The organism is Streptomyces sp. PL-25 (genome assembly GCF_058344915.1).
Genome location: NZ_CP136997.1, coordinates 7513933 through 7525845, shown reverse-complemented (window position 1 = coordinate 7525845; position 11913 = coordinate 7513933). Strand labels below are relative to the sequence as shown.

Here is an 11913-nt window from a genome sequence, read left to right as displayed (position 1 = left end):
CAGTCCGCTGCGGCCCGTGCGGGCAGGCACACCTTACCCGCGATGAGTAAGGTAAACCTAGCCTAAGTTGCGGGAGTTGCCTTCCGGCCGCCCGGATCCCGGACGTGGGTCCGGCCGATGGGCACGACGAGCGGCCGCTCCCCCACCGGATCGACCATCACCTCGGCGCGCAGACCGAACGCCTCGTGCAGCAGTTCGGGGGTCACCACGTCGCGCGGATGGCCCTGCGCCAGCACCGAACCCGCCTTCATCACGACGAGGTTGTCGCTGTAGCGCGCGGCCAGGTTGAGGTCGTGCAGCACCATGACCACCGTGCGTCCCGACTCGTGCAGGTCGTCGACGAGGTCCAGCACGTCGACGGCGTGCGCCAGATCCAGATAGGTGGTGGGCTCGTCGAGCAGCAGCAGGTCGGTGCCCTGGGCGAGGGTCATCGAGATCCAGACGCGCTGGCGCTGCCCGCCCGAGAGCGCGTCGACCGGCCGGCCCGCCAGGTCGGACACCCCGGTCATGGCGAGCGCGCGCTCCACCACCGAGGCGTCGTCGGAGGACCACTGGCGCAGCCAGCTCTGGTGCGGATGACGGCCCCGGGCGACCAGGTCGGCCACGGTCAGGCCCTCCGGGGCGACCGGCGACTGCGGCAGCAGACCGAGCTTCTTCGCCACGTCCCTGGTCTTCAGCTCCGCGATGTCCGCGCCGTCCAGCACGACCGAGCCCCGGGTCGGCTTCAGCAGCCGCGACAGGGTCCGCAACAGGGTGGACTTCCCGCAGCCGTTGGGGCCGATGATGGTGGTGATCACACCCGGCGGGATCGCCACGTCCAGCGTGTCGATGACGGTCCGGTCGCCGTAGCCGACCGAGACGCCCCGGGCCGCCAGCCGCGGGACGTCCTGTGTCGCGGAACCGGTCTCGGTGGTGTACTGAGCGACCACGGCCTCCCCCTTGAGTTTAGGCTTGCCTAACTTTCTATCACCTAGCGGCGGTTGGCCCGCACCAGGAGGTAGACGAGGAAGGGGCCGCCGATCGCGGCGGTGACCACGCCGACCGGCAGGGAGACCGGCAGCGCGGTGCGCGCGACGAGGTCGGCGCCGGTCAGCAGCACCGCTCCCGCCATGGCGGACGCCGTCATCGGCGGTGTCGGGGACTTCGTCAGGCGCAGGGCCACCTGGGGCGCCACCAGCGCGACGAACGGCACCGGTCCCGCCGCGCTCACCGCGAACCCGGCCAGCAGCACCGCGCACAGCATCAGGACGGCCCGCACCAGGCGGTGGCGGACGCCGAGCCCGGCGGCCACGTCGTCGCCGAAGTGCAGCGGTTTGAACTGGAAGGCGGCGCACGTCACGACGGCCAGGACGGCGAGCGTGCCCCACAGCGCCAGCCGGACCTGGTCCCAGGAGCGGTCGTCCAGCGAGCCGACCAGCCATGCCTGGGCCCGCGCCACGTCCCGGATGTCGGCGGTGGCCAGCAGCCAGGTGGTGAGCGCCTCCGTCACGGCGCTCACCGAGATGCCGATGAGGATGAGCCGGAAGCCGTCCATCCCGCGGCGCCACGCCATGAAGTACACCAGCAGCCCCGCGCCGAGACCGCCGGCCAGCGCCGCGGCGGGCAGGCCGACCGAGGTGACGACCGCCGTGGTGGCCCCGCCCGAGACCGTCACCAGGAACACCGAGACCGCGCCGGCGCCCCCGGTGATGCCCAGCACGTCCGGACTGGCCAGCGGATTGCGGGCGATGGACTGGGTGATGGCCCCGGACACGCCCAGCGCGACGCCCACCACGAGACCGGCCAGGGCCCGCGGCATGCGCAGGTCCATGATGACGAACCGGTCCACCCGCTCGCCCCGCCCGAACAGCGTGGCGATCACCTGGCTCAGGCTCAGGGGGAAGTCCCCCACGGCGATGGACAGGCAGAACACCAGGAAGGCCGCCGCCGCCAGCACCAGCGTGACCAGCGCGACCCTGGGCCGCCACACGAAGGACACGGAGCCGATGCGCACACCCGGCGCCACCGAGGACTTCGCCACTGTCGTGTTCATGCGTTCCTGAACTTTCCCCGCCACACCAGGACCGCGAAGAACGGGGCGCCGAGGAGGGCGACGAGGACTCCCGCCTCCAGTTCCCCCGGACGCACCACCAGGCGGCCCACGATGTCGCAGACCAGCAGGACGACGGCGCCGAGCAGACCCGCGTACGGCACCAGCCAGCGGTAGTCGGGCCCGGCCAGGTAGCGGGCCACGTGTGCCACCATCAGCCCGAGGAAGGCGATGGGACCGCACGCCGCCGTGGCCGCGCCCGCGAGCAGGGTGACGGCGACGATGCCGACCGTCCGGATCAGCGTGATGTTCACGCCCAGTCCCCGTGCCACGTCGTCACCCAGGTTGAGCAGGTTGACGGAGGGCAGGGTGGCGAGGACCAGCACCAGCCCGACCACGATGAAGGCCGTCATCGGCCAGATGACGTCGAACCGGACGCCGGCCACCGAGCCCGCGTTCCAGAAGCGCAGCGCGTTCAGCGCGGCCTTGTCCGACAGCGCCACCGCCGTCGTCATCGCCGCGAGGAACACGGTGACACCCTGTCCGGCCAGCGCGAGGGTCAGCGGGTTGCCCGCGCCCCGGCCGATGCTGGAGAGACCGAAGACGACGACACCGGCGATCGCGGCGCCCAGGAAGGCGAACCACACGTACTGGAAGGGGTTGGTGAGCCCGAGCAGGGAGATCGCCGACACGACGGCGAACGAGGCGCCGGTGTTCACCCCCAGCAGGCCGGTGTCCGCGATGGGGTTGCGCGTGTATCCCTGGATCAGCGCCCCGCTGGTGCCCAGCGCGATCCCGGCCACGATCGCGAGCACCGTACGGGGCACCCGTACGGTCCGCACGATGAGCCGGATCTCCGTGGCCCTCTGGTCGGGGTCCGGCGCGCCGAACAGTCCGTGCCACACCTCGGCCGGACTCAACGCCCGCGCGCCGACGGCCAGGGAGAGCACCGCGGCGGCCACGAGGATCCCGACGATGATGCCCAGGCCCGCGATCCGCCGCCGCCGGGCCCCCGCGACCACCCGCGAGGGCGCGGGACGTTCCACTGTAGTCGTGCCCATGTCGACGAAGGTTATCCCTTGCCTCGGGACCGGCCGCCGGGGTGCCGGGGTGCTCCGCGCCGGCCGGGGGGCCGGCCGCCGGGACGCGGGCGGGTGACAAGGGGCACCGACGTTCCTTTCTGCTGTGCCACGGATCTGCTGGGTGCCGCGGACGGGCTAGCCGGCGGGCTGGTGGATCTGGCCGCCGGCTCCCCCGGCGACGGGCCGGATGGCGTCGGGCGCGGCCTTGAGGCCGTGGTCGAGGATCGAGTCCAGGATCTCGCCGACGCGTACGGCGGTGTTGGACAGCAGGGAGGAGGTGATGCCGTGCGTGTGCTCGGTGCCGCCCTGGAGGTAGATGCCGCAGGCCAGTTCGGGATCGGTCGCCACCCGGTAGTCCCGTTCGACGCGGACGCGGCCCTGGTCGTCGCGGAGGCAGCGGTCCGCCACCTCGCCGAGCAGGCCGAGGCCGTCGGCCTCCAGGTACCCGGTGGCGCACACCACGGCATCGGCGTCCAGCCGGGTCTCCTCGCCGGTGACGAGGGACTTGACGGTGACCTGGACCCCGTCGGGCGTCCGCGCCACGTCCGTCAGGCGCGAGACGTTCAGGAAGCGCAGCCGCTCGGTGCCGAGCACCCGCTCCTGGTACGCCTGCCGGTACAGGTCGTCGATGAGGTCGATGTCCACCACGGAGTAGTTGGTGTTGCCGTGGTAGTCCATCAGCCGACGCTTGACGTCCTCCGGCGCCGCGAAGTACTGGTCGACCGCCTCGGGGTCGAAGATGCGGTTGGCGAAGCTGCTGTCGTCCGCCGGGCTGTAGCCGTAGCGGGAGAAGACCGCGCAGACCTCGGCGCGGGGGAAGCGGCGGTGCAGATAGGCGACGTTCTCGGCGGCGCTCTGGCCCGCGCCCACGACGACGAAGCGGGTCGGCTCGGTGCCCGCCAGGCCGTCCACCTTCGCCAGCAGGTCGGAGTTGTGCCAGATGCGGTCGCCGCGCTCGACGCCCTCGGGCATGAGCGGGCGCAGTCCGGTGCCCAGGACGAGGTTGCGGGCGCGGTGGACGACGATGTCGTCGCCGGACCGGGCGGTCACGTCGACGTACTCCACCACGCCGTCGCGCACCACGGGGTCGACGGCGACGACCCGGTGCCCGTAGGAGACCATGTCGTCGACCTTCGCCGCGGCCCACTCGAAGTAGTCGTGGAACTCGACCCGGAGCGGGAAGAGGTTCTTGTGGTTGACGAAGTCGATCAGGCGGCCCTTGTCCTGGAGGTAGCACAGGAAGCTGTACTCGCTCGCCGGGTTCCGGAGCGTCACCAGGTCCTTCAGGAAGGACACCTGCATCGTCGCGTCGTCGATCAGCATGCCGCGGTGCCAGCCGAAACCGGCCTGCTGTTCGAAGAAGTGAGCGGTGACCGTCTCGTGTCTTCCGACGCGCGCGTTGTGCTCGCTCAGCGCGATCGCCATGGCGACGTTCGACGGCCCGAAGCCGACACCGATCAGATCGTGGATCAGTGGAGCGTCGCCAGGAAGAGCCTGTGACATGTCACTCCCATTCGTGCGGGACAGCCGCCCGCGGGCGTCCTGTCGGGGTGGGGAAGCCGGGAGACCGGAGGAACTCCGGTACCGATGCGGGGATGTGGGGATACAGCGGTTGCGGGGACGGGGCGGTACGGGTTCCAGGCACCCCGAGGACCGGCGGCCGAGCGGAACTTAGGTAAAGCTAACCTCATCGCGCGACGCTGTCGACCAGACAAAGCGGACGGCCTGTCCGCTCACCGGCCAACCGCACCCGGAAACACGGCTGTTGCAACGTTAGGTAAGGCTTGCTTTACTCACTCTGGTGCTGTCGCTCTCCCCGAGGAGGAACCCCTGATGCGGGTCGTCATGTTCGGCTATCAGACCTGGGGCCATCGCACCCTGAAAGCGCTCCTGGACTCCGAACACGACGTCGTGATGGTCGTGACCCATCCCAAGAGCGAGCACGCCTACGAGAAGATCTGGAGCGACTCGGTCGCCGAACTCGCCGAGGAGCACGGCGTCCCGGTCGTCATCCGCGACCGCCCCGACGACGACGAGCTGTTCCAGCGGCTCAAGGAAGCCGACCCGGACATCATCGTCGCCAACAACTGGCGGACCTGGATCCCGCCGCGCGTCTACACCCTGCCGCCGCACGGCACCCTCAACGTGCACGACTCGCTGCTGCCCAAGTACGCCGGTTTCTCCCCGCTGATCTGGGCGCTCATCAACGGCGAGTCCGAGGTGGGCGTCACCGCGCACCTGATGGACGAGGCGCTCGACGCCGGTGACATCGTCCTCCAGCGCGCGGTCGCCGTCGGCCCGAGGGACACGGCCACCGACCTGTTCCACAAGACGGTCGACCTGATCGCCCCGGTCACGATCGGCGCCCTCGACCGGATCGCCTCCGGCGAGACCGAGTTCACCCGGCAGGACCGGTCGCAGGCCAGCTTCTTCCACAAGCGGGCCGAGGAGGACATCCGGATCGACTGGGGCTGGCCCGCCGAGGACCTGGAGCGCCTGGTCCGCGCCCAGTCCGCCCCCTACCCGGCCGCCTTCACCTTCCACCGGGGCAAGCGCCTGGAGATCCTCACCGCCGTCGTGTCCGAGGGCCGCTACGGGGGCACCCCGGGCCGTGTCTTCTACCGCGAGGGCGACGGCGTGGTCATCGTCGCCGGTGCCGACGCCCGCACGGGCCGCAACCACGGCCTGGCCGTCACCCGCGTCCGGACCGAGGACGGCCGCGAACTGCCCGCGACGGAGTACTTCCGGTCCATGGGCGGCTATCTCACCGACCGCCCCTGACCCGGCCGGCGCACCTCTCCCCCGCCCGCCCCAGCGCCGCTGCGGCACACCGGCACACCGGTACACCGGTGCCGGGACTCCGCGGGTCGGTCCGGCCCGCGCCCTCCCGGGTCCGCGCCCGCTGCCCGGACGGCCGCTGCGCGGTGGTCCCGATCGGATGACGGGCCGGGTCCGGTCCGCGGCCGGGTGCCCCGGCGTCCCAGGGGTCGCGGCCCTCCCCGGACGGCACCCGGACCTCCGGCGGCCGTCACCGGGTCCCGGCGCGCCTAGGATGGCGAGGGTGATGGCAAGAACCAGTGACATCGAGAAGGCGGCCGGTGTGCTGCGCGGCGGCGGGCTCGTGGCCCTGCCGACGGAGACCGTGTACGGGCTGGGGGCCGATGCCGAGAACCCCGCCGCCGTCTCGCGCATCTTCCAGGTCAAGGGCCGTCCGCCCTCGCACCCGCTGATCGTCCACATCGGCGGCGCGGACCACCTGGACGACTGGGTCCAGGAGGTGCCCGAGACGGCGCGCCTGCTGGCCGGGGCCTTCTGGCCGGGGCCGCTCACGCTGGTGCTGCGGCGCGGCGCCCGCGTGCCCCTCGAAGCGACGGGCGGCCTGGAGACGGTGGCCGTGCGGGTGCCCGACCACCCCGTCGCGCTCGCGCTGCTGGCGGCCTTCGGCGGCGGGGTCACGGCACCGTCCGCCAACCGCTTCGGCTCGGTCAGTCCCACCACCGCCGACCATGTCCGTGCGGAGCTGGGCGACGCGGTCGACTTCGTGCTGGACGGCGGCACCTGCGAGGTCGGCGTCGAGTCGACCATCGTCGACGTCACGGGCGATGTCCCGAGCATCCTCCGGCCCGGCGGGGTGACGCGCGAGGATCTCGAAGCGGTGCTGGGCCACCCGCTCGCGGTCCCCTCGACCAGCCACGTCCGGGTGCCGGGCCAGCATCCGTCGCACTACGCGCCGCGGGCCCGGGTCGTCCTCGTCGGGCCCGAGGAGGTCGTCGCCGAGGCGCGGCTCGCGCGGGAGCGCGGGCACCGGGTGGGCGTCTTCCTCCCGCCCGCCCTCACCGGCACCGCGGTCGAGGCGCACGCCGTGGTCGCGGTCCCCGCTTCGACGGCCGCCTACGCGCGCGGTCTGTACGGGTTCCTGCGCGAACTCGACCGGCAGGAGTGCGACCTCATCGTCGCCTCCCTTCCGGCCGAGGAAGGGCTCGGCCTGGCGATCGCCAACCGGCTCCGCCGCGCCGCGGGCCCCCGGCCCACCGCCTGACCTGCGCCGACGCCGCGCCCACACCCCTCCCCGGGATGCGGGTGCGGCCGGCCGGCCCGGCGGAGGAGCACCGGCGCGGGCGCTCGCGCGGGAACGGGCCGACGGGCAAACAGGTGTCACCCCTGGCGGTCGACGGCGTCAACGCGTTTCTCGGCGGGCATGTGTGTGACAGCCCTCACGGTCCTCGTGCGGCCCGAGGTACGTATGAGGAGTGTCGCGAGCAGGGCGAGGGCGCTGACTCCCGCCGCGACCAGTCCCGTCCGGTGCATCGCGCCGAGGAAGGCCGGCCCGGCGGCGTGCACCGCTGCCGGGTCGCCGGTGGCCAGGGCCGAGGTCAGCGACTGCCCGGCCGTTCGGCGGACATCCGCCGGGAGACCGGTGAGCCGATCGTGCATCACGGCCCCGTACCGCGACCAGAGAACCGATCCGAGGACGGCCACGCCGAGGGCGCTGCCGAGCTGGCGCAGCGTGTTCAGCAGCGCCGAGCCCGCTCCGGTGCGCTCGGCGGGCACGGAGGAGGAGGCCAGGGTGGTGCCCGGTGCGAGGACGAGCGCGAAGCCGAGTTGCAGGACGAACGCGTCCAGCACGAACCAGCCGTCCCAGGTGTGGGCGCCCAGAGTGGCCACACCCGCGAACGCCGCGGTCATCAGGGCCGTACCGGCCGCCATGGTCGTCCGGGCGCCGAACCGCTGGGTCGCGGTCCGTGAGAGCGGGGCGCCGACCACGAGTCCCGCCGACAGCGGGATCAGGAGCAGCCCGGTCCGCAGCGGCGAGTAGCCGCGCAGGATCTGGAGGTAGAACGTGGTGAGGTACAGGTAGCCGTAGACGACGAACGAACCGAGTGTGAGCGCCACCGCGGAGACGGTGAACGAGGTGTGCCGGAACAGGCCGATGTCCACGAGCGGTTCGCGGTGGCGCACCTCGATGACGACGAGGACCGCCAGGACGGCGACGCCGGCCGCCGCGGGCAGCCAGGTGCCGGGGTAGGCCCAGCCCCTGTCGGTGGCGTGCACGACCCCGAACACGAGCAGGCCGATCCCCGCCAGGGAGGCGGCGACGGGCGTCATGCGCAGTTCGCCGCGGCTGCCCGCGGGGATGACGGGGATCCACACCGCGCTCGCCGCGAGACCGGCGAGCGCGAAGAGGGCGACGAGTTCCAGCACGGAGCCCCACCACAGACCCGCGCTCAGCAGCGCCCCGCCGAGCAGCGGGCCGAGCGAGATGGACAGGCCCGAGGCGGCCGCCCAGGAGGCGATGGCCCCCGCGCGTTCCCCGGCGGGGAAGACGCGCAGGATCACCGCGAGGGTGGTGGGCATGACCGCGGCGGCGGCCACGCCCATGAGTGCGCGCAGGACGATGATCGCCAGAGGTGAGTCGAGGAACCCGGCCACGGAGGACGTCACGGCGAAGGCCGCCGAACCCGCGAGGAGCACACGTTTCAGGCCGAACCTGTCGCCCGCGCTGCCCGCCACGAGCAGGAAGCCGGCGAAGGTGAGGGTGTAGGCGTTGAGGAACCACTGCTGTTCGGTGTTCCCGGCACCCAGATCCCGCTGCATGGTGGGGAGCGCCACGTTGAGGACGGTGCTGCCCAGCAGGACCGCCGAGACCGTCAGCGTGAGGGCGAGGAGGGCTCTGCCGGGGCGGGGGACGCCGGCGCCCGGTGCGGCGCGGTGGGTCATGCGGGGTGCCTTTCGGTGCGGGTGGTGCCGGTGCTGTCGGCGGCACCGGTGGTGCGTGTCGTGTGGAGGGTGCTGATCACGTGTCGGACCCCGGCGGCGAGGGCTTCCGGCTCGGTCTCCTCCGATGCCCAGCCGATGTGCCCGTCCGGCCGGATCAGGGCGGCGGTGACACCGGCCCAGTCCGGGCGCGACCGGCCGGCCGGCCGCGCGCACCGGTGGCGCACGAAGTGACCGGCCGCGTCGGCGGGGACGGCGTCGCCGGCCTCGAAGCCGTCGACGCGGCCGAAGTCGACGAGGGCGGGCCTGCCGTCCTGCAGCAGACCGAACAGCGACTCGGTGTCCGACAGGCTCAGGTCCGGTGCCCGGCGGCCGGTGAGCGGATGCGCACCGGCCGGCGGGGTGTACGCGACGGACAGTCCGGAGAGGCGTTCGGCGAGGGCCTCGCCGAGCCGCGGCTGACCGGCTATCAGCTTTCCCAGCAGCGAGCGCAGTGCCTGGCCCTGCGGGGAGAAACCCATCATGAGCGCGGTCTGGGCCTGGGTGTGTTCGATCGTCTCGGCCCCCACCGGGTGCCGTTCGGTGTGATAGGTGTCGAGCAGTGCCCCGGGTGCCCGGCCGGACACGGTCGCGGCCAGTTTCCAGCCCAGGTTCATCGCGTCCTGCACACCGACGTTGAGTCCGACGCCGCCCGCCGGCATGTGCTGGTGTGCCGCGTCGCCCGCCAGAAGGAACCGGCCCTTGCGGTACTGGCGGGCCAGCCGGGTGGTGTTGCTGTACCGGGACAGCCAGGACGAGCTGTGCATCCCGTAGTCGGTGCCCGTGACGCGCCGGACCCGTTCGCGGAACTCGTCGAAGGTGAGGTCGCCCGGCCGGTCCTCGCGCGCGTCCTCCGGCGAGTGCAGCGCGATCCGGTGCCGGCCGCCGGGCAGCGGTACGAGCATGAGGGTGCCCTGCATGGTCCAGGCGCTGGTCACGGGGCCGGGCGGAGGATCGTCCAGGACCACGTCGCCCAGGGCGCCGAGGGCCGTGAAGCGGGACTCCTCGACGCCGATGCCCGCGCGGCGCCTCACCAGACTGCGGGTGCCGTCGCAGCCGACCACGTACGCCGCGTCGAGCGTGTAGGGGCCGTGCGGTCCCTCGACGGACACGGTGACCGTGTCGCCGCTCGGCGCGCAGTCCGTCACCCGGTGGCCGCGCCGTACGTCGGCGCCGCGGCTCAGGGCGAGTTCCTGGAGCAGTTCCGTGGTCCGCGCCTGCGGGATCGTGAGGGTGTACGGGAACGCGGTGTCCAGCGTCCCGAAGTCGAGCCGCTCGTCCAGGATCGCGAAGTGTCCGCTGGGTATCCGGCCGCCCTCGGCCAGCAGTCCCCGGTGGGCCCCGCGCAGCGCGAGGACCTCGATCGTCCTGGGGTGGATCGTCAGCGCCCGGGAGTTCGGATCGATGCGCGGTTCCTGTTCCAGGACCACCGTGGGGATGCCGGCCAGGCGCAGTTCGCAGGCCAGCCACATGCCCGTCGGCCCACCACCGACGATGACGACGTCGTCCGCCATGACCACCTCTTCGGAGAGTTCTCTTGGTTCTCTATCACTGACCAAGACGCTGAGGCAGGTATACTTGTTCAGTGACCAAGAAGCAAGCCGCCGACCGGGCCAGGGTCGGGATCACGCTCGGCCAGGTGGTCGACGCGGCGTTCGACGTACTCGACGCGGGCGGTGTCGCCAAGCTCTCCACCAGGGCCATCGCCGCCCGGCTCGGGGTGAGCATGAACACCGTGATGTGGCACATCGGCACGAAGGAACGGCTGCTGGACACCATGGCCGACGCCGTGCTCGGCGAAGTCGCCCTGGAGGACCTGCCGGAGCCGTGGGACGAGCAGGCGGCCGAGCTGCTGATGAGGCTGCGGCGGGCCATGCTCGGGCACCGGGACGGCGGCGTGGTCGTCGCGGGCACCTTCCCGGCGCTGCCGCGCACCCTGGCCTACACCGACCGGCTGATGGCGGCCCTGCTGCGCGGCTGCCCCACGCCGAGGACGGCCGCCTGGACGGCCTGGAACCTCTTCTACTTCACGCTGGGCCTGGTCCAGGAGGAGCAGGCCGCACCCGCCCACGACCGCGCCGGCCTGCGCGCCACCCTGGAGGAGGGACACTTCCCGGGACTCGGCCGCGCGGTGGAGGACTTCATGTCGGTCGAGTTCGAGGAACGCTTCCGCTTCGGGATCGGGCAGATCCTGCGCGCCGCCGCGGCGGTGGCGGCACCGGAGCGCTGACCTCGGCGGGGAGGCACTTCAGCGGTCCCGGCGGCGGGCGGGCGACCTGGCCCGGCGGCCGGTTCCCGGCCCGGGTCTCAGCCGCCGTCCTGGACCAGGAGCGCGGCGATCTCGGCCGCGGGACGGGCGGTGTGCAGGCTGATCAGATCGGCGAGCAGGTCGTCCAGGGGCGGCCAGGGCATGTCCCCATGGTCGTTGTAGAGACTGATCAGACCGTGCATCGCGGTCCAGAGCAGGAGCCCCGCCTGCCACCGGTGTTCCGCTTCGGAGCTCGTGTCCGTGCCGGTGACGGCCGCCAGGGAGGCGACGACGGACTCCAGCAGTTCGGCACCGGCGCCGTGGGCGGATCCGGGGACGAGGTCGGCCGGCATCCGCCCGCCGAAGAGAGTCCGGTAGTGGCCGGGCTGCTCGACACCCCAGCGCACATACACGGCGCACCGGGCGACGAGGTCCGCCAGCGGGTCCGGCGCGGACCGCGCGGCCTGGTGCATCAGACCGGCCAGTTCGTCGTAGCGCAGCCGCAGCACGTGCTCGACCAGCGCGCCCAGGTCCGGGAAGTGGCCGTAGATACTGGCGGGCGCGATCCCGACCTCCCGCGCGACCTGCCGCAGCGTCAGTGTCTCCGGCTGGTCGAGGGTGGCCAGGAGCTTCGCCGCGGCCTCCACCAGCTGGGCCCTGAGCACCTGCCCCTGCCCGCGCGGATTGCGGCGGCGACGGGTGGTGGCGGCTTCCTCGTCAGTCGACACGTTCCCCCTTCCGACCAGCGTGGACCGTTGACCAACAGCTGTTCATGCTACAGCCACGGAGCGCCTTGACAG

Annotated in this window: 10 protein-coding genes; 3 read left to right on the top strand and 7 right to left on the bottom strand. The window is 72.5% G+C overall.

Annotation, left to right across the window (positions count from 1 at the left end; translation table 11 throughout):
* Positions 1-62: 62 nt before the first annotated feature.
* From R4Z62_RS33180 to R4Z62_RS33165, 4 genes are all read right to left on the bottom strand, one after another.
* Entirely contained in the window at positions 63-929 is an 867-nt protein-coding gene (locus tag R4Z62_RS33180; RefSeq protein WP_064537068.1) for an ABC transporter ATP-binding protein, read from the bottom strand.
* A 41-nt stretch (positions 930-970) separates the two neighbouring features.
* Positions 971-2032, bottom strand: coding sequence for a FecCD family ABC transporter permease (locus R4Z62_RS33175; protein WP_491521748.1), 1062 nt, complete (start codon positions 2030-2032; stop codon positions 971-973).
* Positions 2029-3090 carry a FecCD family ABC transporter permease gene (locus R4Z62_RS33170; RefSeq protein WP_491521747.1) on the bottom strand — a complete coding sequence of 354 codons (1062 nt, stop codon included), beginning with the start codon at positions 3088-3090 and terminating at the stop codon, positions 2029-2031. Before R4Z62_RS33170 ends, R4Z62_RS33175 begins: the two co-directional genes overlap by 4 nt.
* A gap of 156 nt (positions 3091-3246) precedes the next feature.
* On the bottom strand, positions 3247-4614 hold the full coding sequence (locus R4Z62_RS33165; protein WP_491521746.1) for a lysine N(6)-hydroxylase/L-ornithine N(5)-oxygenase family protein: 1368 nt from the start codon (positions 4612-4614) through the stop codon (positions 3247-3249).
* A gap of 330 nt (positions 4615-4944) precedes the next feature.
* Here R4Z62_RS33165 and R4Z62_RS33160 point away from each other — a divergent pair, with 330 nt between their 5' ends.
* Together R4Z62_RS33160 and R4Z62_RS33155 are read left to right on the top strand one after the other, a co-directional pair.
* On the top strand, positions 4945-5892 hold the full coding sequence (locus tag R4Z62_RS33160) for a methionyl-tRNA formyltransferase (protein ID WP_491521745.1): 948 nt from the start codon (positions 4945-4947) through the stop codon (positions 5890-5892).
* A 283-nt stretch (positions 5893-6175) separates the two neighbouring features.
* Positions 6176-7150, top strand: coding sequence for an L-threonylcarbamoyladenylate synthase (locus R4Z62_RS33155; RefSeq protein WP_491521744.1), 975 nt, complete (start codon positions 6176-6178; stop codon positions 7148-7150).
* A 116-nt stretch (positions 7151-7266) separates the two neighbouring features.
* Here R4Z62_RS33155 and R4Z62_RS33150 read toward each other — a convergent pair whose 3' ends face one another.
* Positions 7267-8829, bottom strand: a complete 1563-nt coding sequence (locus R4Z62_RS33150) for an MFS transporter (protein ID WP_491521743.1) — start codon at positions 8827-8829, stop codon at positions 7267-7269.
* Positions 8826-10379, bottom strand: coding sequence for an FAD-dependent monooxygenase (locus R4Z62_RS33145; RefSeq protein ID WP_491521742.1), 1554 nt, complete (start codon positions 10377-10379; stop codon positions 8826-8828). The genes R4Z62_RS33150 and R4Z62_RS33145 overlap by 4 nt, the downstream gene beginning before the upstream one ends.
* Before the next feature lie 71 nt (positions 10380-10450).
* Here R4Z62_RS33145 and R4Z62_RS33140 point away from each other — a divergent pair, with 71 nt between their 5' ends.
* Positions 10451-11095, top strand: coding sequence for a TetR/AcrR family transcriptional regulator C-terminal domain-containing protein (locus R4Z62_RS33140; RefSeq protein WP_355484447.1), 645 nt, complete (start codon positions 10451-10453; stop codon positions 11093-11095).
* 77 nt (positions 11096-11172) lie between these two features.
* Here the strand turns inward: R4Z62_RS33140 and R4Z62_RS33135 are convergent, their stop codons facing one another.
* Positions 11173-11841 carry a TetR/AcrR family transcriptional regulator gene (locus R4Z62_RS33135; protein ID WP_237305509.1) on the bottom strand — a complete coding sequence of 223 codons (669 nt, stop codon included), beginning with the start codon at positions 11839-11841 and terminating at the stop codon, positions 11173-11175.
* Positions 11842-11913 lie beyond the last annotated feature (72 nt).